A 24,798-nucleotide genomic window follows, 5' to 3' on the forward strand; every position below is an offset into this window, starting at 1 on the left:
ATAAAGCATGTTAGAAAATATTGCACTGGCGACCCTGCTGATTCCGTTTGCCGGGGCGTTGCTGGTCAGTGTCCTGCCGACGCGCATGGCCCCGTGGCTGAGTACCTTAGTCGCGCTGCTGGCCTCTCTCGGTACGGCGGCACTGGGCTGGCTGTATCTCGACGGCGGTAAGATCGCCACCACTCTGGAACTGGTTCAGGCCGGTAATATCGCACTGTTCGGCTTTACCGTTGACGGCGTGAGCACTCTGATTGCGTTCGCGGTGGTGTTCCTCGGCTTCCTGATTTGTCTGTACTCCACCGGCTACCTGACTGAAGGTAACCGCGAGCACGCCCACGGGCCGACCCGCCGCTATTATGCTTTCCTGCTGATCTTTATCGGTGCGATGGCGGGCGTGGTACTGTCATCCACGATTCTGGGGCAGTTACTGTTCTTTGAAATCACCGGTGGCTGTTCATGGGCGCTGATTGGTTACTACCAGACAGAAAAAGCCCAGCGTTCCGCAATGAAAGCGCTGCTGATCACACACGTTGGTTCTCTCGGCCTGTTTATGGCGGCGGCAACCCTGTTTATCAGCACCGGCACGTTTGCCCTGAGCGCGATTAACCAGCTGAATGAAGCACAAAGCCTGATCGTCTTCGGCGGGATCCTGTTTGCGGCATGGGGTAAATCAGCCCAGCTGCCGTTACAGGCCTGGCTGCCGGACGCGATGGAAGCGCCGACACCGGTGAGTGCGTATCTGCACGCCGCGTCTATGGTGAAAGTGGGCGTTTACATCTTTGCCCGCAGCATCATGTCCTCTGACCATGTGCCGGAAATCATCGGCTGGGTTGGCGTGGTGATGGCCGTTATCACGCTGGTGTATGGTTTTATGATGTATCTGCCGCAGAAAGATATGAAACGTCTGCTGGCATGGTCAACCATCACCCAGCTGGCGTATATCTTCCTGGCGCTGTCGCTGTCCATCTTCGGATCCAAAGAAGCCTTTGACGGCGGTATCGCGTACATCTTTAACCATGCGTTTGCCAAGAGTTTGTTCTTCCTGGTGGCCGGTGCACTCAGCTACAGCTGCGGGACCCGTATGCTGCCGCGTCTGCGCGGTCTGTCAAAACGCTATCCGCTGCTGGGGGTTGGTTTCTGTGTGGCTGCGCTGGCGATTGCCGGTGTGCCGCCGCTTAACGGCTTCTTCAGTAAATTCCCGATTTTCGCGGCCGGTTTCGCGTTATCTGAACAGTTCTGGATCTTCGCGCCAATCATGGTGCTGGTGCTGATTGAATCCGTTGCCAGCTTTGCCTGGCTGCTCTACTGGTTCGGCAAAGTTGTGCCGGGCGAGCCGAGCGAAGACGTGGCAAACGGAACTCCGGTTCCGGCAGCAATGCAGTGGGTTATCGGCCTGCTGATTGTGATGTCGTTCTGTTCAAGTGTTATCGCCGTCATCTGGCTCGGTTAAGGGAGAGAAAGTATGACTGGTTCCATTATTGTGAACAATCTGGCGGGGCTGATGATGATCACCTCGCTGCTGGTCATCGGGGCGAAGCGCCCGGTGGCTTCCTGCTGGTTCTATGCACTTCAGTCGCTGGTGCTGGTGGCGATTTTCGCCACACTGTCACAGACACTGGATGCACCGCAGCTGGGCATGTGGGCGATCACTGCCTTCGCGACCAAAGTGGTGCTGGTGCCGCTGATTATGGGCTATGCCTTCCGCAAACTGTCTGATCCGACCGCCAACGGCGGCGTGATAAGCCCGGCCTGGCTGATGCTGGCTGCGGCGGTGATTGTGGTGCTGTGCTGGTTTGTGGTTGAACCTGTGAAACTGCCGATGGTGGCGGATCTGAAACCGGCACTGGCGGTTTCCCTGGGGCACTTTATGCTGGGCTTACTCTGCATCGTGACACAGCGCAACATCCTGAAACAGGCATTCGGTTACTGCCTGATGGAAAACGGATCGCACCTGACACTGGCTCTGCTGGCGTATAAAGCGCCGGAGCTGGTGGAAATCGGTATCGCGACGGACGCCATTTTCGCTGTGATTATCATGGCGGTGCTGGCACGTAAAATCTATCGCACGCTCAACACACTGAACGTGGATCAACTGACCGCGCTGAAGGGGTGATGAGATGAGTCAAACCATGTTGTTAACGTTATTAATGGCAACGCCGCTGGTGATTTCACTGCTGGCATTTGCCTGCCGCCTGGCGGGCGGCGGGGCGAAAGGTGTGGTCACTCTGGTACATACCATCGGTATCTCCCTGATGCTCGTCTTCTCGCTGTGGATGGTGTACACCATCAGTGCGGAAGGTGATTTGCTGATGGCGAACCGCTGGATCCACCTGGACAGCCTGGCCGGATTATTCCTGGCGATCCTCGGGATTGTCGGTTTCCTGACCGGTCTGTACTCTATCGGTTACATGAACCACGAAGTGAATGATGGTGAAGTGAGTGTGGCAACACTCTGTAACTATTACGGTTTCTTCCACCTGTTCCTGTTCACCATGCTGCTGGTGATCACCAGTAACAACCTGATCCTGATGTGGGCGGCAGTCGAAGCCACCACACTCAGCTCTGCGTTCCTGGTGGGTATCTACGGACAGCGCTCTTCCCTGGAAGCGGCGTGGAAATACATCATCATCTGTAGTGTGGGTGTGGCATTCGGTCTGTTCGGTACCATCCTCGTGTATGCGAATGCGGCGAGTGTGATGCCGGATCCGGAACTGGCTATCTTCTGGACCGAAGTGCTGAAACATACCGCGCTGCTGGATCCGACCCTGATGCACCTGGCCTTTGTGTTTGTGCTGATTGGTTTCGGTACCAAAACCGGTCTGTTCCCGATGCACGCCTGGCTGCCGGATGCGCACAGTGAAGCGCCGAGCCCGGTCTCCGCGCTGCTGTCTGCGGTTCTGCTGAACTGCGCACTGCTGATTATCATCCGTTATTACATCATTATCACCTCGGCTATCGGCGGGGAATTCACTCAGACACTGCTGCTGGTCTTCGGGCTGCTCTCTGTGGCGGTGGCGGCGTTCTTCATCCTGATCCAGCGTGATATGAAACGTCTGCTGGCGTACTCCAGTGTGGAAAACATGGGGCTGATTGCTGTGGCGCTGGGTATCGGCGGTCCGCTGGGTGTGCTGGCCGCGCTGCTGCATACACTGAACCACAGCCTGGGCAAAACCCTGCTGTTCTGCGGTTCCGGTAACGTGTTACTGAAGTACGGCACCCGTGATATCACGGTGGTTAAAGGGATGCTGCGCACCATGCCGTTTACGGCAGTTGTCTTTGCGGGCGGCGCGCTGGCACTCGGCGGTATGCCGCCGTTTAACGTGTTCCTCAGTGAGTTTATGACTGTGGTTGCGGGTCTGGCAGCGGATCATTTCTGGCTGACACTGCTGCTTTTGATCCTGCTCACTATCGTCCTCGGCGGGTTGGTTAGAATGGTATCGAAAACCCTGTTCGGCGCACAGCCTGACTGCGTGTCACGCGGCGAGGCAGGGATCCTGACGACATTGCCGATGGCCATCCTCATTGTACTGATGCTGGTGATGGGCACACACATTCCGCAGCCGGTCAGCCGTCTGCTCGAAAATGCCGCCACTATTGTCCTGACGGACAGTGCATTACCAGGTACAGAATTAACCACCCCGGACTACCGCTGGCCGTGGGGTGTTGATACAACATCCACATCATCGCAGGAGAAATAAACGTGAGCTATCAGAATTACACAGATACCCTTCAGGGCGTTCGTAAAGGCGCGGGCTATCTGGCACAGGTCCGCGAGAAATTTCCCCATGCGGTGCTGGAAGAGGAGTGGCAGACTGCCAACCAGCTGACCATCACCATCAAAACAGAAATGCTGCCGGAAGTGGTGGAGTTTCTGTACTACGGCTGCGGCGGCTGGCTGCCGGTGCTGTGGGGTAACGATGAGCGTCCGCTGAACGGGCAGTTCGCGGTTTACTATGCACTCTCTATGGAAGAGGGTGAAAAATGCTGGGTGACCGTGAAGGCGTATGTCAGCCCGATCACCCAGGAATTCCCGTCTGTCACACCGCGCGTACCTGCTGCGGTGTGGGGCGAGCGTGAAATCCGCGATATGTACGGGCTGCGCCCGGTGGGTCTGCCCGATGAGCGCCGTCTGGTGCTGCCGGATGACTGGCCGGATGATCTCTATCCGCTGCGCAAAGACACCATGGATTACCGTCAGCGCCCGGCACCGACCACCGATACCGAAACTTACGAGTTTATCAACGACAGCAAAAAAGATGCGCGCGTTGTGCCAATCGGCCCGCTGCACATCACGTCTGATGAACCGGGTCACTTCCGTCTGTTTGTTGACGGGGAGCGGATTGTCGATGCGGATTACCGGATGTTCTACGTCCACCGTGGTATGGAAAAACTGGCGGAAACCCGTATGGGGTATAACGAAGTCACTTTCCTGTCTGACCGCGTGTGCGGCATCTGCGGCTTTACCCACAGCGTGGCGTATACCACTTCTGTGGAAAACGCCCTGGGGATTTATGTGCCGCAGCGTGCGCACACTATCCGCAGCGTGCTGCTGGAAGTGGAGCGTCTGCACAGTCACCTGCTGAACATCGGTCTCGCCAGTCACTTCACCGGCTTTGATACCGGCTTTATGCAATTCTTCCGTGTGCGTGAAAAATCCATGACCATGGCCGAGCTGCTGACCGGTGCCCGTAAAACTTACGGTACCAACCTGATCGGCGGTGTGCGCCGTGACTTCCTCAAAGAGCAGCGGGTGAAAACCATTCAGCTGGTCCGCGAGATGCGTGCGGATGTCACTCAGCTGGTGGATATGCTGCTGAGCACGCCGAACATGGAACAGCGTACCGTCGGTGTCGGCCGTCTGGATCCGCAGGTTGCCCGTGATTACAGTCCGGTCGGCCCGATGATCCGCGCCAGCGGCTTTAAACGTGACGTTCGTTTTGATCATCCGTTTGCCGACTACGGCAACCTGCCGAAAACCCTGTTTACCATGGACGGCTGTGATGTTTACTCCCGTGTGATGGTGCGTGTCAAAGAAGTGCTGGATTCACTGTCCATGATTGAATACGCGCTGGATAACATGCCGGAAGGGCCGATTCTGACCGAAGGCTTTACCTATCAGCCGCACAAATTTGCGCTGGGTTACACCGAAGCACCGCGCGGGGAAGATATCCACTGGAGCATGCTGGGTGATAACCAGAAACTGTTCCGCTGGCGCTGCCGTGCGGCGACTTACGCCAACTGGCCGGTGCTGCGCTACATGCTGCAGGGCAATACCGTTTCCGATGCGCCGCTGATTATCGGCAGCCTTGACCCTTGCTACTCCTGTACTGACCGCGTGACGCTGGTGGATGTGAAAAAACGCAAAGCGAAAACCGTGGCGTACAAAGAGATCGAGCAATACAGCATCGATCGCAAACATTCACCGCTGAAATAAGCCGGAGGGAATACCATGTTTAAACTGTTTAAAACCCTCCGCAATGCGGGGACAGCAACAATCAAATACCCGTTCAAACCACTGGAAGTGGCGCACGGGTTCCGTGGTAAGCCGGAATATGTGCCGGAGCAGTGCATCGCCTGCGGTGCCTGTATTTCAGCCTGTCCGGCAAACGCCCTGACGATGGAAACTGACCTGGAAAGCGGTGAGCGCCGCTGGCAGTTATTCCTCGGCCGCTGCATTTATTGCGCACGCTGCGAGGAAGTCTGCCCGACCAGAGCTATCCATCTGACTGAGGAGTTTGAAACGGCGGTGATGAATAAGGCGGATCTCTATATGAAAGGGACATTCCGCTTACAGCACTGCCGCCAGTGCGGGGAAGCCTTCGCACCGAAAAAATCCGTGGAATATGCCATGGCGCTGATGGTGGCGTCAGGTGTTGAAGAGAGCGGAATTGAAGCATTGCGGCCGATGTATGAAACCTGTCCGTCCTGTAAGCAGAAAAATAATCTGCTGAACAATGACCGTCAGAACTTCCGTCTGCATATTGAGGGAGAAAAATCATGAGTTTGCCTGAAATTCCGGTGAACCATCATGTCAGCGAACCGCTGAAGGTGGATGAGCAGGTGGCGAAACTGAAAAGCACGCTGCTGAAAGATATTAAACGTTCAGCATATGTTTACCGTGTGGACTGCGGCGGCTGTAACGGCTGTGAGATTGAGATTTTCTCCGCGATTACCCCGGTCTTTGATGCGGAACGTTTCGGGATCAAAGTGGTGGCCTCGCCGCGTCACGCGGATATTCTGCTGTTTACCGGTGCGGTAACCCGCGCTATGCGGATGCCGGCACTGCGGGCGTATGAATCCGCACCGGATCCGAAAATCTGTATCTCTTACGGTGCCTGCGGCTGCGGCGGCGGTATCTTCCATGACCTGTACTGTGTCTGGGGCGGCAGTGAGCACATCGTGCCGATTGATGTCTGGATCCCGGGCTGCCCGCCGACACCGGCAGCAACCATCTACGGCTTTGCTGTGGCTCTGGGTCTGCTGAACCAGAAACTGAAAGGCCAGGATCATGTCGAGGAAGACAATGAACGCGTTCAGCTGCTGCTGCCGTCTATTCCGCTGGCAACCCGCGTGATGATTGAGCGTGAGGCACGCCGCCAGGCCGGGTATTATCAGGGGCGCGAAATCAGTGACCGCTTCCTGACACTGCTGGAAAATGCCACACCGGAGCAGGTGAAAGGCACAATGCAGACCTGGATGGATGAAGAGCAGGATCCGCGTCTGCGCGAAATTGTGAACCGTCTGGTGACCGTATTACAACAAGGAGGCATTCATGCCTGAACAGACACCCGATCATGCAGGTACTGACGGAAAAGTGATCTTCTGGTCGCTGAGACAGAAATTTGTCGACAGTGACGATGATGTGCCGGAAGAGGCTCAGCAGGTGATGTATTACTCACTGGCAATCGGCCACCACGTTGGCATGATCGATTGTCTGAATACGGAGCTCATCTGCCCGCTCAGCGGTTATCAGTCCTGGGTGAATGCGCTTCCCGAAGGGGAGGCGCGCCGCAAATTGCAGGGGCTTATCACCTTCGGTGAAATCAATATCGATTCCACGCATACCAATATGCTGGCACTGGCACTGGATCCGCTGACGAAGAATAAAAATCCGGACTTCCGCGAATGGAGTGCCACGCTTATCCGCCTGCTGGGGGAAATTGAGCGTGAACCGGCAATTTACCTGATAGTGAAGCGCCGCCCATGAGTGAAATGACTGCAAAAAATGTGATGCTGGCGGTCGGTAACAGCATGATGGGGGATGATGCAGCAGGACCAATGCTGTTTGATCTGATGGATACGAATCCGGTTGACGGCTGGATCGCTGTTAACGGCGGCAGTGCACCGGAGAATGTGGCGCACCAGGTGCGGGCACTGAAACCGGAACGTCTGCTGATTGTGGATGCGGCGGATATCGGCCTGAATCCCGGAGAGATCCGCATTATTGACCCGGATGATATCGCTGACATGTTTATCATGAGCACGCATAATCTGCCGCTCAACTTTCTTATCGATCAGCTGAAAGAAGATATCCCGGAGGTGATTTTCCTGGGTATTCAGCCGGATCTGGTCGGGTTTTATATGCCGGTCAATGAGAAAGTCACCCGTGCTGTACAGCAGGTTTATGACGCGCTGCCGGGCTGGGAAGGATTGGGCGGATTTACGTTATTTGAAGGTGAGGAAGAAGACGAGTGAGTCAGTTTCTCTGATTATCACAGGAACCGCCGCAGAAATCCGGCGGTTTTTTTTATGGATATGCGGATTTAAGGCCGGTATTTGATATCCGGCCGGTGCATTTTTTCTTATGGTCTGAGTTTTCTTTCTGAGAGTAAAAATACCATGAAAAAAATCGCTGTTATTATCCCGTTTGTCTTACTGCTGTCTGCCTGTGCCACCAAACAATACCCGCAGGCCGCAGCGGTATCCGGTGAGGAATCTGCCTTAATGAACTGTCATGATATTAAAACGGAAATTGCCAAAACCCGCAGCATTCAGCAGGACATTGAGAAAACCGGTGAATTTGACGGTAAAACGATATTAGGGTTTCTGGGGGATTTTGGTATCGGAAACGGGATTGCCAAAGGGGATGCCCGCGAAAAAGTCTCTGCCCGTCTGGGGCAACTGATGCGTTTACAGGAAAATAACTGCCGCTGATGCATAAAAAAATACCGCAAAATTTTGCGGTATTTTTATCTGAGATCCGTTGTGCGGCTCAGCAGCATTTCGGGCCGCCTTTGCTGCCGTAACGGGCATCCTGACGATCGCGGAAAAACTCTTCATAGGTCATCGGTGTCTGATCAGGATGGGTGTTTTTCATGTGTTGTACATAGTTATCGTAATCCGGCACACCAATCATCATTTTGGCGGTCTGACCGAGATAACGTCCTGCTTTTGCGAGAGTATCAAACATAATTATGACCCTGAACCTGTTGCGTACGGAGGAGCGGCAGTTGCCTGCCGCTCCTTATTTCACCAGTATATCAGATTTTAGTGAGCGGATTTGCTGTTTGCCACTAAATCAAGATAATTTTCCGGCATTGGCTCGTACGGTGTTTCGTTGTCCGTCGGTTTGTCGGATTTCAGAGCTTTCAGCGCGGTCTTCAGTGAGAAGACAGCCAGCACCACCACAACAACCATAAAGAACAGTGTCAGACCGGCATCGAGACGGTTGTTAAACACCAGCTGTGACAGCTGCGACGCGCTGTACTGCGACGGGATGTTACCGCTGTCAATCATTGCCTGGAATTTATTCGCTACCGCCAGGAAACCGACACGGGCATCTTCGCTGAACACTTTTTCCCAGCCTGCGGTCATGGTACAGATTAACAGCCATGCCATCGGCACCAGGGCTACCCAGGCGTAAGCCTGGCGTTTCATCTTGAACAGCACCACTGCGCACAGCATCAGTGCCATACCGGCCAGCATCTGGTTGGCGATACCGAACAGCGGCCACAGGGTGTTAATACCACCGAGCGGATCCACCACACCCTGATGCAGGAAGTAACCCCACGCCAGCACACACAGCGCGGTGGCGATCAGGTTGGCAGGCAGGGAATCGGTCCGTTTCAGCGCCGGGGAAATCACACCCAGTAAATCCTGTAACATAAAGCGGGCGGAGCGCGTACCGGCATCCACGGCCGTCAGGATAAACAGGGCTTCAAACAGGATGGCGAAGTGATACCAGAAGGAGACATCCATCAGGCCGCCGAGCGCCCCGTGCAGAATATAGGCCATACCGACGGCGAGTGTCGGTGCGCCCCCCGCGCGGGAGATAATGCTCTGTTCGCCCACTTCATTGGCGATATTGGTTAAGGTTTCCGGGGTTATCTGGAAGCCCCAGCTGCTGACCACACTGGCGGCAGACGCGACCACATCAGTGGTACCGGCCGGTGCCAGCATTGCCATCGGGCTGTTCATGGCGAAGTACACACCCGGGTCGATCACACAGGCGGCAACCAGTGCCATAATCGCCACGAAGGATTCCATCAGCATGCCGCCGTAACCGATAAAGCAGGCCTGGTTTTCGTTAGCCAGCATTTTCGGTGTGGTGCCGGAGGCAATCAGGGCGTGGAAGCCGGAGACCGCACCACAGGCAATAGTGATAAACAGGAACGGGAACAGATCCCCCGCCCAGACCGGGCCGGTGCCGTCGACAAATTTAGTCAGTGCCGGCATTTCCAGCATCGGGCGCATAATCAGGATACCGATCGCCAGACCGACGATTGTCCCGATTTTCAGGAAAGTCGACAGATAATCACGCGGTGCCAGCAGTAACCAGACCGGCAGAACCGCCGCGACAAAGCCGTAACCGACCAGCATCCAGGTCAGCTGCACGCCGTCATAATCAAAATACGGTGCCCAGGTCGGGCTTTCGGCTACCCAGCCGCCGGAGATAATGGCGAACACCAGGAAAATCAGACCGATAACAGAGACCTCCCCGACACGTCCCGGGCGGATGTAGCGTGTGTAAATCCCCATAAAGAAGGCGAGCGGGATGGTAAAGGCAACGGTGTAGGTTCCCCACGGGCTGTGGGTCAGGGCTTTCACCACGATCATGGCGAGAACGGCGAGGATAATCACCATAATCATAAAACAGGCGATCAGCGCGATAACACCGGCGACATTCCCCATCTCCTCTTTGACCAGTTCCCCGAGGGAGCGGCCGTTGCGGCGGGTGGAAACAAACAGCACCATAAAGTCCTGTACTGCCCCGGCTAACACCACACCGGCGAGCAGCCAGAGCATGCCCGGCAGATAACCCATCTGTGCCGCAAGTACCGGGCCGACCAGCGGGCCTGCACCGGCGATAGCGGCAAAGTGGTGGCCGAACAGCACTTTTTTGTCTGTCGGTACATAATCAAGCCCGTCATTATTTTTAAAGGCGGGGGTCATGCGGGTTGCATCGACTTTCAGCACTTTTTCAGCGATATACAGTCCGTAATAGCGGTATGCCACCAGATAAATACAGACGGCGGCAACGACTATCCAGAGCGCGTTGATCTGTTCGCCTCTGTTCAGTGCGATATACCCGAGGGCAAAGGCACCGACAATTGCGAGCAGCACGCCGGCAAGTTGTTTGAACGCTTTCATAGATTTCACCTGTCCGAATGAGTAAAGAGGAGTAGTTTCAGTTTGTTATTATCCAATTGTACGGGAGAGGAATAACACTTATTTGACTTAGTTCCCAGCAGTAACCTGCGGATAAGATGGATTTATTTCATTATTGTTAGGTTAATCACTGTTAGCGGAATGTAGCGTGATTGTGGTTTCAGGGAGATGATAAGTGTGCGGAGTAAACCCTGATATTCAGAGGGGATATTGGCTGAATAGCCCCTCTGAACCGGGCCGGTATTAAACGTGTTTTACTGCGTTGATCATGACATTCGCTTCAGGATGTCCATGACATGGGTAATATCCTGTTCCGGATAGGATGTTGTCACCCTCGTGCTGAAATCAAATGAACGGTGAACGATATCGTCGATATCTACTGAGCCGGAAGATTTTGCAGGAGATGTGTGTTTTTTCTCTTCAGCGATACGGAGTACCTGTGCTCTTGTCTCTTCTCTGATGGCACTGAAATCCAGAGGCATTTCGGTGTATTTATCACATAACAGTGTATTATAAATATTCTCAGTCAGTGCGTAGTATATATCTGACCGGATTTTCCCCGTCATCATTGTTGTGAGTTTATCATGACTGTTAAGTATGTCAGTTTTATATGCGGAGTATTGTTCAATTAATTTTTTTGTTTCATCATTACTTAACGTTTTTTTTATATGGTTGGCCAGTTCTTTTTTTAAATTATCTGACATTTCAGGCATTTTTTTAGTAAAGTCGTGACTTAACTGTTTTTTTATCCCCGGCTCATTAATTTCGTTAGTCAGGATATTATTAAGCTTAAGAACGGACGGAGTGGAGCAGTTAATCCCGGGTTTTTCCAGCTCTTTGTTTCCGAGATGTTTTTCTTTAACAATATCAATTATTTTGTCCAGTTCTTCTGGTGTTGTCACAAGCTTTTTCTCTGCATACATCAGGTCAACTTCCCGTTTGATAATATTTACCGGTATGATACTTTTTTCCTGGGTAAGCCATTTTTTCACACCATCATTAATTTCTTTTTGTCTGTTTTCTGATTTTTCGTGGTTATTTCCGGCGCCGGGAATTGAGAGTTCTGATTTATAAACAAAGGATAATATCTGCCTGCTCAGAGTTGTGGTGTCGACATCAATATTGACGTAGTTTCCTGTAAGTTTGACATTCGTATTTTGCGGTGCGCTTAACCGATCCAGTAGTTTTTTCAGAAAAGGTATTTTTGACATGTCCTTCAGGTTGTTTTCTTCCGGGATTATTCTTTGAGTGCCGGATAGTTTGTTAACTAAATTCATTTTTATGATTTCCTTCCATATGTAAAACCAATGATTTTATTTTTAATTAAAATAATTTCTTTAATAAAAGAAAGATCATGGATTTTTTATAACTCCTGATTATATTCCAATTATGAAATAAATTTTTAATATGAATAATATATGAAAGTAATAGTAATGACGGTTTGTCATGATGAGATCATCATTTCATTAATCAGGAAACAGAGATGCAGGATTTATCCCCGTTTCACCGCACAGCCATGATGCTGCTGCGCCATATCAGGCTTGACGCCCCTCAGCCCGCTGCTGATCAGCATACATTTATGTTAACAATTGACAGCCGGTATTCATTATCTCTGGCCGTCATTGATGAGACAGACTGGTATCTGTCAGCAAATACCGGGGAATTACCACACATTACGCAAAATAATGAATTGCTGCAGAAAGTCCTGAAGCTGAATACGTTAACACAGCTTTCCGGGCAACCGGTGATTTCCCTGAATGAGAAAAATGAGTGGGTGATCTGGAGTCGTCTGTCACTGAATGGTACAGAAGATAGCCATATTATTGAATTATTTGAATATATTTTAAAGTCAGCGGATTACCTGCTGGATCTTCACTAATCACAGAGGGAGTTACTATGGGACCAATACAGGGACATCAGGCGATTCAGACCCTGAACAATGATATTTACGGTTCAGCGGGCAGTAACAGCTCATCATCGTATGTCAGTTCATCCGGGATTAAATCCGTTTTATTAAATGCATGGAATGCCGTTAAATCCGCTGTTTCCGGTATGTTGTCATCATTTGGTCTGCATCTCAGCGGACAGCAGGGCAGTGATAAACCGGGCAGAGAAATTGTGATGGATATGTCTTCACGGCCGGCGCAGCCGTTACCGGTTGATATTCAGTTTGATAATGATATTTATGAGAGCAGTGGCGGGAATGTTTATGATTCGGTTTCATCACCGGGACAGGGTTCACTGAGTTCGTCATTATCGGCATTTGAATCAGAGAATCTGTATGAGGAAATCGGTACCGGTCAGATACACACTCTGCCTGAGATTCCGCCGCCGGTAAATCTTTCGACCCATCCGTCATTATCTGCATCGGAGTCAGAGCATCTGTATGAGGAAATCGGTGCTGGTCAGATACACACTCTGCCTGAGACTCCGCCGCCGGTAAATCTTTCGACCCATCCGTCATTATCTGCATCGGAGTCAGAGCATCTGTATGAGGAAATCGGTGCTGGTCAGATACACACTCTGCCTGAGACTCCGCCGCCGGTGAATCTTTCAACCCATCCGTCATTATCGCGGTTACCCGGCCCTGATGACGATATTTAGGCAGAGCCGCGTGACAGTCTGAAAACAGTCAATGAGGCGCAATCAGAGGCAATATAGCTGATAAGTACATCGATGGATGATAATTATGCTGTTCCGTAGGATGTTATGAGTGCGGGCAGTACACCGGAGAATGATCCGCGGGGAGACAGTGACTATGATACTCCGTGGAAATTGCAGCCGGATCAGCAATTACAGCCAGGATTCGTGAAAGACTGAACACACTGTAACGTCACAGGTCAGTCTGCCCGTAAAACCCGGGCGGACTGACTGTTTATTCTCTTCAGACCGCTTTTCTGCGGGTCAGCAGTGTCACCAGACGTTTGCCGAATACCGTCAGAATCAGGCCCGCCATAATAAAGCCGAGACCGGCGAACTGCATCATGGTGATGGTTTCCCCCAGCAGCAGCGCACTGCTGGCAATCCCGGCAAACGGCACCAGCAAAGCAAACGGCGTGACACGCCAGGTTTCGTAGCGGCCCAGCAGACGGCTCCATAAGGTATATCCCACAAAGGTGGAGAGATAAGCGAGATACATAATCGCACCCACGGTCAGCAGGCTGATATGGGAAATACTGCTGACAATCGCGTCCGCACCTTCCATCCACAGCGACATCAGGATAAACGGAATAATCGGTACCAGCGCACTCCAGGCCACCAGTGACATCCCGTTACAGTCCGGTGTCTCTTTCATAATGATACGGTTGCAGATATTACCGCAGGCCCAGGAGAAGCCCCCGGCCAGGGTCATCATCAGTGCCATCAGCGGAATGTCGGTCAGACTGCCGCTGTCCCCGCCTTTCGCCAGCACGGTTAAACCGGCCACAGCGACAATAATGCCGATTACCTGGCTGATTTTCAGCGACTCTTTCAGAATCAGGCCACCCAGAACAATGGTGAAAAAGACCTGGGACTGCAATACCACAGAGGCGATCCCGGCCGGCATCCCGGCTTTGACCGCACTGAACAGAAAGGCAAACTGGCCGAAGCAGATGGTCAGGCCGTAAATAACCAGGCGGCTCAGGGCGATTTTCGGGCGCGGAATAAAGAAGACGGCAGGCAGGGCCACAAACAGAAAACGCAGTGCCCCGAGAAACAGCGGCGGAATGCCGGTGACACCCACTTTGATCACCACGAAGTTCACCCCCCAGATCACGGCGACCAGCAGGGCGATTAAAATATCATTAATTTTCATATCAGGTTTTTATCTCTCTTTTATTATTTTGATAATACGCGGAGCCACGCGCAGTATCAGACAGGAAGCGCCGTGAAAAATTAAGTCATTGTTAGTGTCATTGTAAAACAGCACCGGGGAACCGATATCAACAGTCAGCGGGAAATTATTCGTAAACTGTTATGAAATACGGGAAAAACCGGCGGTGCGGATGATTGATCACCATCATATTGTACTTCTTTAACACAGTTATAATTCATCATGCAATTGTAAAATTGTTCTGAAGGGACGTGTCTGCGTCAGTGTCGCTGTCTGACACCGAGCAGAACCGTTCGACATTTTTGACGATCCCGTCGGTGCCATCGCCTGTCATGGTTATAACAAAAAAATTAAAACAAAATATATTCAGTAAGTTAAAAGGATTTTATTTCAGCTTTAAAATTGGCATAAACCCTGCATGACTGGTGGTGATAAGGCGGTATTTATCCGCTAAGAGAAGATATAGGAGCAATGTTGATGGAAAAAGTCATCACCGTCTGCCCGTATTGCGCCTCAGGCTGTAAAATTAACCTGAAGGTGGAGAACGGGAAGATCATTGGCGCGGAGGGCGCGAATGGTCACACCAATGAAGGAGAGCTCTGCCTGAAAGGGTATTATGGCTGGGACTTCATTCATGACACCAAGATTTTAACCCCCCGCTTAAAGACCCCCATGATCCGCCGTCAGCGTGGTGGCAAACTGGAACCGGTCTCCTGGGAAGAGGCGATTGAGTTTGCCAGTTCCCGCCTGTTGGCTATCAAAGAGAAGTACGGCCCGAAAGCGATTATGACTACCGGTTCATCCCGTGGTCCGGGTAACGAAGCCAACTTCGTGATGCAAAAATTTGTTCGTGCAGCAGTCGGCAGTAACAATATTGACTGCTGCGCACGTGTCTGACACGGCCCTTCGGTTGCAGGTCTGCAGCGTTCGGTCGGTAACGGCGCAATGAGTAACTCAATCGTCGAGATTGAGGATACCAAATGTATTTTTATCTTCGGTTACAATGCCGCAGATTCACATCCTATCGTCGCCCGTCGTATTGTTAAGGCGAAAGAGAAGGGTGCACAAATTATTGTCTGTGACCCGCGCTATATTGAATCAGCGCGTCTTGCTGACATTCATTTGGCACTGAAAAACGGTTCAAACATTGCTCTTATCAATGCGTTAGCGCATGTGATTATTGCGGAAAACCTGCACGATAAAGCCTTCATTGACGGCCATACCGAGCAGTTTGAGGAATACCGCAAGCTGGTTGAGCCGTACACACCGGAGTCCGTGGAAGCGATCACCGGTCTGAAAGCTGAGGATATCCGCAAAACGGCCCGTATGTATGCGAAAGCTGAAAATGCGGTCATTCTGTGGGGTATGGGTGTGACGCAGTTCTATCAGGGTGTGGAAACTGTCCGCGCACTGACCAGTCTGGCGTTACTGACCGGCAACCTGGGTAAACCGCATGTCGGTGTCGGCCCGGTCCGTGGTCAGAACAACGTTCAGGGTGCCTGTGATATGGGCGCACTGCCGAACACACTGCCGGGCTATCAGTATGTGGAAGACAAAGCCGCACTGGAGAAATTTGCCAAATTCTGGGGCATCGAAAAAATGCCTGCCGAAAACGGTATTCCGCTGAGTGAGGTTCCGCACTTTATCGACGAAGGCGTACTGAAGGCGCACTACGTGATGGGTGAGGATCCGCTTCAGACTGAACCGGATCTGGCCACTATCCGCCGCACCTTCGATAAACTGGAGCTGCTGATTGTCCAGGATATCTTTATGACCAAAACCGCGTCGATTGCTGACGTGATTTTCCCTGCCACCTCCTGGGGGGAACATGAAGGTGTGTATACCGCAGCGGATCGCGGGTTCCAGCGCTTCTATAAAGCGGTTGAGCCGGTCGGCGATGTGAAACCGGACTGGGAAATTATCAGTCTGATGTCCACTGCCATGGGTTATCCGATGCATTACAACAACACCAAAGAGATCTGGGATGAGTTACGTGAACTCTGCCCTATCTACTATGGTGCGACCTACGAGAAAATGGCGGACCTGGCTTATATCCAGTGGCCGTGCCGCGATGTGGCGGACAGCGATCAGGGTACAGAATACCTGTACGACGGCGGTATCTTTGATACTCCGAACGGCAAAGGTCAGTTCTATACCTGTGAATGGCGTGCGCCGATCGACCAGGTCAGTGATGACTACCCGATGGTGCTGGCAACTGTCCGTGAAGTGGGGCACTACTCCTGCCGCTCCATGACCGGTAACTGTAAGGCACTGGCGGCACTGGCGGATGAGCCGGGCTATATTCAGATCAATACCGCAGATGCTGCGGCACTGGGGATTAAAGATCAGGAACTGGTCTGGGTGGCATCCCGTCAGGGTAAAGTTATCACCCGCGCGAATGTCAGTGAACGTCCTAACAAAGGGGCGGTTTACATGACCTATCAGTGGTGGATTGGTGCGTGTAACGAGCTGGTGGCGGAAAACCTCAGCCCGATTACCAAAACACCGGAATATAAATACTGTGCTGTCCGCGTCGAACCGATTGCGGATCAGAAACAGGCTGAGCATTATGTTGTTCAGGAATATACCGGTATTAAGCGCCGTCTGCGTGAAGCAGCGGAAGGGTGTTAATCCGTTCGTCTTAATATGATAAAAAACCGGCGCTCAGAAATGACCGCCGGTTTTTTTATATTTTCATTTTTTGTTTAATTATGATGTCAGTCGTATTCAGTTTCTGAATTTTGATCACATATTATTGCCTGAAAAATAAATGAACATATTACGACAGATATTCTGTTTCTTTTGCGATATGTTTTTATTTGCGAGATATTCTTATTTCAGTGGCTGCAGTTTAAATATCAGCTTAGTGATTATCTTCTTCGAATATATCCTGTACAGAAATACCTAACCGCTGCATACGGGATAATAATGTTGTCCGTTTCAGTCCCAGACGGGTTGCGGCACCCCGGGCACCGGCAACAACGCCGTTGGTGGCCTTCAGGGCAGCAATAATCCGGTCGCGCTCTTCGTCATCATTCTCCGGTGCAGCTGTCTGCATCCGTTTTTCCAGTGAGCTCGGGGTTTCCAGCGCCGTTTTCAGGCGTGAATGCTTTGGGATATTCAGTTCATGTAACTGAATGTTAAGGGTATTCCCGCGCGTCAGGATCACCGCCCGTTCAATCACATTTTCCAGTTCACGCACGTTGCCGGGCCACGGATAGCGGCTCAGCTGCTCCAGGGCATCACGCGGAATGCAGTCGATATTGCGGTTCATCCGGCGGGCAATCTTCTGTGTGAAGTAGGTCGCCAGCAGCGGAATATCCTCCGGACGTTCGCGCAGCGGCGGGATCCAGATAGGGAACACATTCAGCCGGTAGTAGAGATCTTCGCGGAACTCGCGCTCATCGGTCATGGATTTCAGGTTGCGGTTAGTGGCGGCAATCAGCCGCACATCCACCGGAATCACCTTATTACCGCCGATGCGTTCAATTTCCCGCTCCTGTAACACCCGCAGCAGTTTGGGCTGGAGATCCAGCGGCATATCGCCGATTTCATCGAGGAACAGGGTGCTTTTATCCGCCATTTCAAAGCGGCCGATATGAGTGGTGGTCGCGCCGGTGAAGGCGCCTTTGTCATGGCCGAACAGGTCGCTTTCCAGCAGCCCGGACGGGATGGCCGCGCAGTTCATTTTGATCATGCTGCGGTGATGGCGGTCACTCAGACGGTGGATGGCGCGGGCGATCAGCTCCTTCCCGGTGCCGGTTTCGCCGAGGATAAGCACGGTGCTGTCACTGGCGGCAACCAGATCCACCTGCTCCAGAATGTTGCGCATGGCATCACTCTGGAAAATGATTTCACTGAAACTTTCGTTGTTGTGAATCTGTTCGTTCAGCCACAGGTTTTCATGCTTGAGGCTGTCTTTCAGCCGGGTGATCTCTTCATAGGCCGCAGCATTATCCACCGCAATGGCAAACCGGGCGGCTATCTGCTTGAGCAGATTACAGTTATCGTCAGTAAAAATATGATTATTTTCATGAGATAATATCAGAACGCCCAGCGGCTTATGGTTAAATGCCAGCGGCAGCAGCAGGGTTTCTGTCATGCCCTGCGCACAGACATGCTGATACAGCGGATCCTCTGTGGCACTGTCGAGTGTCAGGCGCATCGGCTGGTTACTGTCCAGAACCTGTGCCAGATCAGGATGCAGTTCATCCAGATGATATAATGTCTTTTCTGCGGGTTTGCGGGCCTGGTAATAGCTGGAATAACAAAGATATACAGCAGAACTGTAATTATCACACAATGCAATGCTTATCTGGCTCAGCCCGAAAAACCGGTGGATCTCGCGGGAGACCTCAGCAACCAGGCCGTCCATCTCCAGATGGGAAAGCACTGAGTTGGTGATATCTACCAATATCCGGTACTGGTCACGTTCATGGCGTATGTGTTCGGTCTTGTCAGTGTTGTCCACAACGTCTCCGCTCGTCTTCGTCTTTCACATTCCTGATCAGGACGGATTGCTCTTAAAATTAATTCCCCTCTGCGTAGTTATAGGTATAAATAAGGTGCAGAGAGGTAATAGCCATTATTGTAATGACTCTGTAAGAAAAGAATATCGCTGTCTGATTTAAGTTTGATCCAATCCCCTATTTTTCGGAGGGATGAAAACCTAATATATTATGACACATATTGATGATAGAAATTATCGTCAAAAATGTCGAACTGTGTGACGAATATTCTCATTATGACACACAGCGCGGCAGCATTATTTATTAATACGCTGATTTCACTGAAATTAAAAAAAATGCCAGACTGGCACGATGCATGCTTATTTCCTGATTATTCTAACCAGAGGACGGCTGCACCGGAGTGCCGGATGTGAAGTCGCCGCGTATCATTCAGGAGAGTATGATGAACCGTTTCATCATTGCAGACCCAAAAAAGTGCATTGGCTGTCACACATGTGAAGTCGCTTGTGTTGTTTCGCATCAAGAGCAGGAAACCGGTATTGAAACAGTGGTGAAAGATGAATTCTTTCCCCGTATTCATGTGATGAAAGGGTACACCATCAGTACGGCGGTTGTCTGCCGTCAGTGTGAAGACGCACCGTGTGCCAATGTCTGCCCGAACGGCGCTATCAGCCGTAAAGATGATTTTGTGTATGTCGATCAGACCAAATGTATCGGCTGCAAAACCTGTGTAATTGCCTGTCCTTACGGCACCATGGAAGTGATCAGCCGTCCTGTTGCACAACAGATCACCGCGCTGAACACCATTCCGCAGTATCGCGCGGAAGCCCACAAGTGTGATTTATGCCATACCCGTGCGGGCGGACCTGCCTGTGTGGAAGTGTGCCCGACTCATGCATTAATGGTGGTTGACCGTAATAAAATGGATGAGATTGTCAAAGAACGCCGCCGCCGCGCCGCATTTGAAATGCCGGCCGACCTGATGTCCTGAGGGCAGACGGATGCATGAGGTGACGTTATGCCAGAATGCGCTTGATATTATCGAGCAGCAGGCAAAACAGAGCGGGGCGCAGCGCGTCACCGCTGTCTGGCTTGAACTGAGTGCGTTATCCTGTATCGAAGAAGATGCCCTGCATTTCTGCTTTGATATCGTCTGCCGTGATTCACTGGCGGAAGGGGCTGAACTGCATGTCACCACCGTCCCGGCGCAGGCCTGGTGCCGGGAGTGTCAGAAACCGGTCAGTGTGGCCGGATTTAACACCGGATGTCCGCACTGCGGCAGCCATAACCTGCAGGTGGACAGCAGTGATGCCATGCAGGTCAGACAAATCGAAATTCAGTAGTCCGGTAAGGACTTATCAGTCAATCAGGAGCCGGTTATGTGTTTAGGTATTCCCGGGCAAATCGTTGCCGTGGGTGACTCTGTAACAGACAATGCGCAGGTGGAAGTGTGTGGTGTCAGACGGGATGTGAACATCGCACTGGTTTGTGAAGGTGAGCCATCAGAAATGCTGGGGAAATGGGTGCTGGTTCATGTCGGTTTTGCCATGAGCATTATCGACGAACAGGAAGCCCGCGATACGCTGGATGCATTACTGGCTATGGAAAGTGTCGAAGAGGATGTGTCGTATTTTTTACGTGGTAATGCGTAGCGGTATGCTGTCCGGTTATCCTGCTGAAACACCTGTTCTGACAGGTGTTTAATTCCGCTGTTTTCTGCCGTATCCCTCCGTTCTGTTATTCTTCCGCAAGACTGTTTTTTTATTCAGGACATGGCTTTTCTGCCGGTCTGATAATGCTGTTACCCATCGGATTCTGAATTATCTTAGAGGGTTGGTGCCAGTATTCAGTACCGTATCTGTGCTTTTATGGTTTCTGAAAAAACAGAACAGGGGATACTCATTATCCCGGCTGGCATACTGCGCCGGTGTGCGGCCTGATGAATGATCCGGCCGGATTTATCTGTCATAACGGCCTCTGGCACCTGTTCTGGCAGTGGAACCCGTTTGGCTGCGAACATAAACATGCGTGCCGGGGGCACTGGTCTTTGGCGGATCTGGTCAGCTGGACAGATCCGCCTGTCGCGCCGCAGTCTGGTCAGTGGTGACTGGCAGCACCGCTACTGGCAGCTTAACCGTGCGGAAGTGGCCTGACGGCAGATAAAAAAAGACCGGCGTTTAAGCGCCGGTCTTTTTATGACAGACAATGATTACAGCGTGATGACACCAATCACGGCCATCACACTGAGGATGGTTGCCAGGCCGTAAAAGACCCAGCGTCCCGCAGGAACATGAATTTTCAGGTCATGCATGCAGTGGTGGATACGGTGAAGCGCACACCACAGCGGCAGGATAATCATCAGCAGCAGGAACGCTTTGCCGATAAAGCCCTGGCAGAAGGCCAGGATACGGCTGTAACTGAGCATATCCGGTGCCACAGCAAACGGGACCAGAAAAGCCAGCAGCACAATAACGGCCGGTGAAACAATGGCACTCCACATGCCGCCTGCGCCAAACAATCCCCAGAAAACCGGTTCCTGTGAGCGTTTCGGATTCGGATTAATCATATCAGTTTCCTTCCTTATCACAGTAACGCAACGGCCAGAATGACGGCGTTAACAATGAGGGTCACCACCCAGAGCAGACGGACAATCGGCTCCGGTCCCATTTTTTCGTCTTTGATAACAATATTGACGGCTTTCGGTGCCAGCTGGAACCAGGTCACCGTGTGCAGCAGGGTACCGGCCAGAGTCAGGATATTAACCAGTACCACCACCGGATTCTGCAGGAAGTGGACATACCCTGCCCAGTCCGCCGGGCCGCCCTTAAGACAGTAAACGCCGTACATAACCAGCAGACTGAACCAGAGCTGGACCACTGCGGTGCCTTCCCGCAGCATGTAAAAACGGTAAAAACCGAGTTTATTCCACCATGTCGGTGTCATTTCACGCACATAAGGCTTACGTTTGGTCGTCATTTCTCTCTTCCTTATTGTGGTTTCAGACGGGCAATAATGTAATCTTCCGCACTGGCGGCTTTACCCTGCTGAATAGCGGCTGCCGGGTCCACATGTTTCGGACAGACTTCCGAGCAGTAACCCACGAAGGTACAGGTCCATACGCCGTTATCGCCGTTGATTTGTTTCATCCGCTCTTTTTTGCCGTGATCGCGGCTGTCGGTGTTATAGCGCTGTGCCAGTGTCAGCACACCCGGGCCGAGGAATTCCGGATTCAGACCAAACTGCGGACAGGCCGCGTAGCACAGACCGCAGTTAATGCAGCCGGAGAACTGATGGTATTTTGCCATCTGTCCCGGAGTCTGGTTATTCGGGCCTTCGGACGGTTTGCGGTCATTGCCGATAATATAAGGCTTGATAGCTTCCAGGCTCTCGATAAAGTGCGTCATATCCACAACCAGGTCGCGTTCGATCGGGAAGTTGCCGAGTGCCTCAATGTCCATGCCCTGCGGATATTCGCGCAGGAAGGTTTTACAGGCGAGCTTCGGCACCTTATTGACCATCATGCCGCAGGAGCCGCAGATAGCCATCCGGCAGGACCAGCGGTAGGAGAGATCCGGCGCCAGGTTGTCTTTGATATAGCCCAGCGCATCCAGCAGTGAGGTCTGCTCATCGTAAGGCACCTGATACGTGACAGCATGCGGCTCATTATCCGTTTCCGGGTTATAGCGCATCACTGACATTTTCAGCATTTTCATCTCAGCCATTGACGTTTTCCTTCTCTTTTGCCGCCTGTTCAGCCGCTGCCGCTTCACCACCGTAGACACGTTTTGCCGGGGCGGATTTGGTTATCTTCACATCACTGTATTCCAGATGCGGCGAACCGTCCGGATTGTGGAAGGCGAGGGTGTGTTTCAGGAAATTGACATCGTCGCGCTCAGTACAGCCTTCATCCAGACGCTGGTGCGCACCGCGTGATTCTTTACGGTTAAAGGCGGAGTGCGCCATACATTCCGCGACATCCAGACCAAAGCCCAGCTCAATAGTGTAGAGCAGGTCGGTATTGAAGACAGAAGAGCGGTCAGTGATTTCAACGCGTCTGAAGCGCTCTTTCAGCTCAGCCAGTTTATCGATGGTTTTCTGCATCAGTTCCGGTGTGCGGTAGATACCGCAGCCTTCTTCCATTGCCTCACCCATCTCATCACGCAGTTTTGCCCAGTTTTCAGAGCCTTTCTGGTTCATCAGCGCTTTCAGATTGTTTTCAATGTCAGCGGTGCGGGCATCGATAGCATTACTGTTGGCAGCGTGTGTTTCCTGTGCGTGCTTAGCCGCTTCTTCCCCGGCCAGACGACCGAAGACCACCAGTTCCGCCAGGGAGTTGGAACCGAGGCGGTTAGCGCCGTGCAGACCGACGGAGGAACACTCACCGACAGCAAACAGCCCTTTGATGCGGGTTTCACAGCGCTGGTCGGTTTCGATACCACCCATGGTGTAGTGCGCGGTCGGACGGACAGGGATCGGCTCTTTGACCGGGTCCACGCCGACATACGCTTTCGCCAGCTCGCAGATAAACGGCAGGCGCTCCAGCAGTTTTTTCTCGCCGAGATGACGCAGATCCAGATAAACCACATCACCACGGTTGGTTTTGATAGTCCGGCCTTTGCGCCACTCGTGCCAGAACGCCTGGGAGACTTTATCGCGCGGGCCGAGTTCCATGTATTTGTTTTCCGGATGGCCGAGCGGGGTTTCCGGCCCCATGCCGTAATCCTGCAGATAGCGGTAGCCGTCTTTGTTGACCAGAATACCGCCTTCGCCCCGGCAGCCTTCTGTCATCAGAATACCGGAACCCGGCAGACCGGTCGGGTGATACTGAACGAATTCCATATCCCGCAGCGGCACGCCGTGACGGAAAGCCATTCCCATTCCGTCGCCGGTAACAATCCCGCCGTTGGTGTTATAGCGGTAAACACGACCGGCGCCGCCGGTGGCCATAATCACGGAATTGGCGCGGATCTGAACTTTTGTCCCTTCCATCATGTTGAGTGCCACCAGACCGCGCACATGGCCTTCATCCACAATGATATCGAGGACAAAATGCTCATCAAAACGCTGGATCTGAGGGTATTTCAGAGAGGTCTGGAACAGGGTGTGCAGCATATGAAAGCCGGTTTTATCGGCGGCAAACCAGGTCCGCTCGATTTTCATACCGCCGAAACGGCGCACGTTGACGGAACCGTCTTCTTTGCGGCTCCACGGGCAGCCCCACAGTTCCAGCTGGGTCATTTCTGTCGGACAGTGTTCGACAAAATACTCCACCACATCCTGCTCACATAACCAGTCGCCCCCGGACACCGTATCACTGAAATGATAATCATAGGAATCATGGGATTGTGTCACAGCCGCAGAGCCACCTTCTGCGGCCACGGTGTGACTGCGCATCGGGTAAACTTTTGAGATCAGAGCAATTTTCAGGTTCGGGTTAGCTTCCGCAGCGGCAATCGCCGCCCGCAGCCCTGCACCGCCTGCTCCGATAATTGCGATATCGGCATTAAAGGTTTGCACTGTGCTTCTCCATTGTTCAGGTAAATCGAAAGTTAAAATGTAAAAACGAAATCTGAAACGGGTACTTAAAATTGTTATCAGTAACCGAATCCTTTCAGTTGATAAAAACGCTAATCATTTTCGGTTACTGACTGGTTATAAAATCACATTCTGTTCAAAGTATAGCGAATAGCTGATCGTTTAAATTTGATATAACCAAGGGTTTTAAGCGCTAATTTTGCATTTTTGCGGATGAATAACCGGATATTTCAGGTAATCACCTAAGTAATTACTTGTGTGTAGTTATTTTGTTTTATTCCGGTTACATAAAATATACAGGGTAAACATATAATTAGCGCTAAAAGCATAGCGTATATCAGCGGCGGCACAATAACTAAATATCAGAGGTGT

At 51.9% G+C, this 24,798-nt stretch carries 25 protein-coding genes; 16 read left to right on the forward strand and 9 right to left on the reverse strand.

What is annotated here, in order from left to right:
• Positions 1-7: 7 nt before the first annotated feature.
• From JL661_RS02570 to JL661_RS02610, 9 genes are all read left to right on the forward strand, one after another.
• Positions 8-1,450, forward strand: a complete 1,443-nt coding sequence (locus tag JL661_RS02570; protein WP_024474457.1) for a hydrogenase 4 subunit D — start codon at positions 8-10, stop codon at positions 1,448-1,450.
• Between the two features lie 12 nt (positions 1,451-1,462).
• Complete coding sequence (hyfE, locus tag JL661_RS02575; protein WP_004235001.1) at positions 1,463-2,113, forward strand: hydrogenase 4 membrane subunit; 651 nt, start codon at positions 1,463-1,465, stop codon at positions 2,111-2,113.
• 4 nt (positions 2,114-2,117) lie between these two features.
• The gene (locus JL661_RS02580) at positions 2,118-3,698 is read left to right on the forward strand and encodes a hydrogenase 4 subunit F (protein ID WP_024474458.1); all 1,581 of its coding nucleotides are present in this window, start codon (positions 2,118-2,120) and stop codon (positions 3,696-3,698) included.
• A gap of 2 nt (positions 3,699-3,700) precedes the next feature.
• The gene (locus JL661_RS02585; protein ID WP_024474459.1) at positions 3,701-5,434 is read left to right on the forward strand and encodes a hydrogenase large subunit; all 1,734 of its coding nucleotides are present in this window, start codon (positions 3,701-3,703) and stop codon (positions 5,432-5,434) included.
• 15 nt (positions 5,435-5,449) lie between these two features.
• Entirely contained in the window at positions 5,450-6,001 is a 552-nt protein-coding gene (gene hyfH, locus JL661_RS02590; RefSeq protein ID WP_004235005.1) for a hydrogenase 4 subunit H, read from the forward strand.
• Complete coding sequence (locus JL661_RS02595; RefSeq protein WP_004240591.1) at positions 5,998-6,780, forward strand: NADH-quinone oxidoreductase subunit B family protein; 783 nt, start codon at positions 5,998-6,000, stop codon at positions 6,778-6,780. Before hyfH ends, JL661_RS02595 begins: the two co-directional genes overlap by 4 nt.
• Positions 6,773-7,207: a formate hydrogenlyase maturation HycH family protein gene (locus tag JL661_RS02600; protein WP_062771970.1), complete on the forward strand. Its 435-nt coding sequence runs from the start codon at positions 6,773-6,775 to the stop codon at positions 7,205-7,207. Before JL661_RS02595 ends, JL661_RS02600 begins: the two co-directional genes overlap by 8 nt.
• Positions 7,204-7,695, forward strand: a complete 492-nt coding sequence (gene hycI, locus JL661_RS02605; RefSeq protein WP_024474461.1) for a hydrogenase maturation peptidase HycI — start codon at positions 7,204-7,206, stop codon at positions 7,693-7,695. The genes JL661_RS02600 and hycI overlap by 4 nt, the downstream gene beginning before the upstream one ends.
• Before the next feature lie 144 nt (positions 7,696-7,839).
• Positions 7,840-8,154 (forward strand): hypothetical protein, encoded by a 315-nt coding sequence (locus JL661_RS02610; RefSeq protein ID WP_062772179.1) that lies wholly within the window; start codon positions 7,840-7,842, stop codon positions 8,152-8,154.
• Positions 8,155-8,212: 58 nt separating this feature from the next.
• Here JL661_RS02610 and JL661_RS02615 read toward each other — a convergent pair whose 3' ends face one another.
• The 3 genes from JL661_RS02615 to JL661_RS02625 all read right to left on the reverse strand — a co-directional run bounded on the left by JL661_RS02615 (position 8,213) and on the right by JL661_RS02625 (position 11,885).
• Complete coding sequence (locus JL661_RS02615; RefSeq protein WP_004235011.1) at positions 8,213-8,410, reverse strand: YbdD/YjiX family protein; 198 nt, start codon at positions 8,408-8,410, stop codon at positions 8,213-8,215.
• A gap of 77 nt (positions 8,411-8,487) precedes the next feature.
• Positions 8,488-10,590 carry a pyruvate/proton symporter CstA gene (cstA, locus tag JL661_RS02620; RefSeq protein WP_004235012.1) on the reverse strand — a complete coding sequence of 701 codons (2,103 nt, stop codon included), beginning with the start codon at positions 10,588-10,590 and terminating at the stop codon, positions 8,488-8,490.
• 284 nt (positions 10,591-10,874) lie between these two features.
• The gene (locus tag JL661_RS02625) at positions 10,875-11,885 is read right to left on the reverse strand and encodes a hypothetical protein (protein ID WP_136344293.1); all 1,011 of its coding nucleotides are present in this window, start codon (positions 11,883-11,885) and stop codon (positions 10,875-10,877) included.
• 206 nt (positions 11,886-12,091) lie between these two features.
• Here JL661_RS02625 and JL661_RS02630 point away from each other — a divergent pair, with 206 nt between their 5' ends.
• Both JL661_RS02630 and JL661_RS02635 read left to right on the forward strand, forming a co-directional pair.
• Positions 12,092-12,487 carry a type III secretion system chaperone gene (locus JL661_RS02630; RefSeq protein WP_032098532.1) on the forward strand — a complete coding sequence of 132 codons (396 nt, stop codon included), beginning with the start codon at positions 12,092-12,094 and terminating at the stop codon, positions 12,485-12,487.
• 17 nt (positions 12,488-12,504) lie between these two features.
• A complete protein-coding gene (locus JL661_RS02635; protein WP_046024762.1) occupies positions 12,505-13,212 on the forward strand; it encodes a hypothetical protein in 708 nt (235 codons plus the stop codon).
• Positions 13,213-13,492: 280 nt separating this feature from the next.
• Here the strand turns inward: JL661_RS02635 and JL661_RS02640 are convergent, their stop codons facing one another.
• Positions 13,493-14,404: an O-acetylserine/cysteine exporter gene (locus tag JL661_RS02640; RefSeq protein ID WP_004236215.1), complete on the reverse strand. Its 912-nt coding sequence runs from the start codon at positions 14,402-14,404 to the stop codon at positions 13,493-13,495.
• Between the two features lie 495 nt (positions 14,405-14,899).
• On the opposite strand from JL661_RS02640, the gene fdhF reads away from it, so the two are divergent.
• Entirely contained in the window at positions 14,900-17,053 is a 2,154-nt protein-coding gene (fdhF, locus tag JL661_RS02645; protein ID WP_079549326.1) for a formate dehydrogenase subunit alpha, read from the forward strand.
• Positions 17,054-17,285: 232 nt separating this feature from the next.
• On the opposite strand, the gene JL661_RS02650 is transcribed toward fdhF, so the two are convergent.
• Positions 17,286-18,893 carry a sigma 54-interacting transcriptional regulator gene (locus tag JL661_RS02650; RefSeq protein ID WP_004240587.1) on the reverse strand — a complete coding sequence of 536 codons (1,608 nt, stop codon included), beginning with the start codon at positions 18,891-18,893 and terminating at the stop codon, positions 17,286-17,288.
• A 440-nt stretch (positions 18,894-19,333) separates the two neighbouring features.
• Here JL661_RS02650 and hydN point away from each other — a divergent pair, with 440 nt between their 5' ends.
• From hydN to JL661_RS02670, 4 genes are all read left to right on the forward strand, one after another.
• Complete coding sequence (gene hydN / locus JL661_RS02655; protein ID WP_036418740.1) at positions 19,334-19,882, forward strand: electron transport protein HydN; 549 nt, start codon at positions 19,334-19,336, stop codon at positions 19,880-19,882.
• A gap of 10 nt (positions 19,883-19,892) precedes the next feature.
• Complete coding sequence (gene hypA / locus JL661_RS02660) at positions 19,893-20,234, forward strand: hydrogenase maturation nickel metallochaperone HypA (protein ID WP_049241618.1); 342 nt, start codon at positions 19,893-19,895, stop codon at positions 20,232-20,234.
• Positions 20,235-20,270: 36 nt separating this feature from the next.
• Positions 20,271-20,543 carry a hydrogenase maturation factor HybG gene (hybG, locus tag JL661_RS02665; protein WP_004236222.1) on the forward strand — a complete coding sequence of 91 codons (273 nt, stop codon included), beginning with the start codon at positions 20,271-20,273 and terminating at the stop codon, positions 20,541-20,543.
• 287 nt (positions 20,544-20,830) lie between these two features.
• Positions 20,831-20,998, forward strand: coding sequence for a hypothetical protein (locus JL661_RS02670; RefSeq protein ID WP_004236223.1), 168 nt, complete (start codon positions 20,831-20,833; stop codon positions 20,996-20,998).
• Positions 20,999-21,100: 102 nt separating this feature from the next.
• Here JL661_RS02670 and frdD read toward each other — a convergent pair whose 3' ends face one another.
• From frdD to frdA, 4 genes are read right to left on the reverse strand one after another with little or no spacing between them, the layout of a single operon-like run.
• On the reverse strand, positions 21,101-21,457 hold the full coding sequence (gene frdD / locus JL661_RS02675; RefSeq protein WP_004236224.1) for a fumarate reductase subunit FrdD: 357 nt from the start codon (positions 21,455-21,457) through the stop codon (positions 21,101-21,103).
• Positions 21,458-21,474: 17 nt separating this feature from the next.
• Positions 21,475-21,867 carry a fumarate reductase subunit FrdC gene (gene frdC, locus JL661_RS02680; RefSeq protein WP_004236225.1) on the reverse strand — a complete coding sequence of 131 codons (393 nt, stop codon included), beginning with the start codon at positions 21,865-21,867 and terminating at the stop codon, positions 21,475-21,477.
• 11 nt (positions 21,868-21,878) lie between these two features.
• The gene (locus JL661_RS02685) at positions 21,879-22,613 is read right to left on the reverse strand and encodes a succinate dehydrogenase/fumarate reductase iron-sulfur subunit (protein WP_004236226.1); all 735 of its coding nucleotides are present in this window, start codon (positions 22,611-22,613) and stop codon (positions 21,879-21,881) included.
• Positions 22,606-24,408: a fumarate reductase (quinol) flavoprotein subunit gene (gene frdA / locus JL661_RS02690; RefSeq protein ID WP_015422988.1), complete on the reverse strand. Its 1,803-nt coding sequence runs from the start codon at positions 24,406-24,408 to the stop codon at positions 22,606-22,608. The genes JL661_RS02685 and frdA overlap by 8 nt, the downstream gene beginning before the upstream one ends.
• Positions 24,409-24,798 lie beyond the last annotated feature (390 nt).

The sequence above is a fragment of the Morganella morganii genome (genome assembly GCF_019243775.1).
Classification (GTDB): Bacteria; Pseudomonadota; Gammaproteobacteria; order Enterobacterales; family Enterobacteriaceae; genus Morganella; species Morganella morganii.

Bases quoted from the DNA above. Each gene is read 5' to 3' on its own strand.
- JL661_RS02625 (WP_136344293.1), bottom strand. From the start codon at position 11,885: ATGAATTTAGTTAACAAACTATCCGGCACTCAAAGAATAATCCCGGAA.
- JL661_RS02670 (WP_004236223.1), top strand. From the start codon at position 20,831: ATGAATGATCCGGCCGGATTTATCTGTCATAACGGCCTCTGGCACCTG.
- JL661_RS02640 (WP_004236215.1), bottom strand. From the start codon at position 14,404: ATGAAAATTAATGATATTTTAATCGCCCTGCTGGTCGCCGTGATCTGG.
- hyfE (WP_004235001.1), top strand. From the start codon at position 1,463: ATGACTGGTTCCATTATTGTGAACAATCTGGCGGGGCTGATGATGATC.
- JL661_RS02600 (WP_062771970.1), top strand. From the start codon at position 6,773: ATGCCTGAACAGACACCCGATCATGCAGGTACTGACGGAAAAGTGATC.
- JL661_RS02635 (WP_046024762.1), top strand. From the start codon at position 12,505: ATGGGACCAATACAGGGACATCAGGCGATTCAGACCCTGAACAATGAT.
- JL661_RS02570 (WP_024474457.1), top strand. From the start codon at position 8: ATGTTAGAAAATATTGCACTGGCGACCCTGCTGATTCCGTTTGCCGGG.
- frdD (WP_004236224.1), bottom strand. From the start codon at position 21,457: ATGATTAATCCGAATCCGAAACGCTCACAGGAACCGGTTTTCTGGGGA.
- JL661_RS02595 (WP_004240591.1), top strand. From the start codon at position 5,998: ATGAGTTTGCCTGAAATTCCGGTGAACCATCATGTCAGCGAACCGCTG.
- hyfH (WP_004235005.1), top strand. From the start codon at position 5,450: ATGTTTAAACTGTTTAAAACCCTCCGCAATGCGGGGACAGCAACAATC.
- hycI (WP_024474461.1), top strand. From the start codon at position 7,204: ATGAGTGAAATGACTGCAAAAAATGTGATGCTGGCGGTCGGTAACAGC.
- cstA (WP_004235012.1), bottom strand. From the start codon at position 10,590: ATGAAAGCGTTCAAACAACTTGCCGGCGTGCTGCTCGCAATTGTCGGT.
- hypA (WP_049241618.1), top strand. From the start codon at position 19,893: ATGCATGAGGTGACGTTATGCCAGAATGCGCTTGATATTATCGAGCAG.
- frdC (WP_004236225.1), bottom strand. From the start codon at position 21,867: ATGACGACCAAACGTAAGCCTTATGTGCGTGAAATGACACCGACATGG.
- JL661_RS02580 (WP_024474458.1), top strand. From the start codon at position 2,118: ATGAGTCAAACCATGTTGTTAACGTTATTAATGGCAACGCCGCTGGTG.
- hybG (WP_004236222.1), top strand. From the start codon at position 20,271: ATGTGTTTAGGTATTCCCGGGCAAATCGTTGCCGTGGGTGACTCTGTA.
- JL661_RS02685 (WP_004236226.1), bottom strand. From the start codon at position 22,613: ATGGCTGAGATGAAAATGCTGAAAATGTCAGTGATGCGCTATAACCCG.
- hydN (WP_036418740.1), top strand. From the start codon at position 19,334: ATGAACCGTTTCATCATTGCAGACCCAAAAAAGTGCATTGGCTGTCAC.
- JL661_RS02630 (WP_032098532.1), top strand. From the start codon at position 12,092: ATGCAGGATTTATCCCCGTTTCACCGCACAGCCATGATGCTGCTGCGC.
- JL661_RS02610 (WP_062772179.1), top strand. From the start codon at position 7,840: ATGAAAAAAATCGCTGTTATTATCCCGTTTGTCTTACTGCTGTCTGCC.
- JL661_RS02615 (WP_004235011.1), bottom strand. From the start codon at position 8,410: ATGTTTGATACTCTCGCAAAAGCAGGACGTTATCTCGGTCAGACCGCC.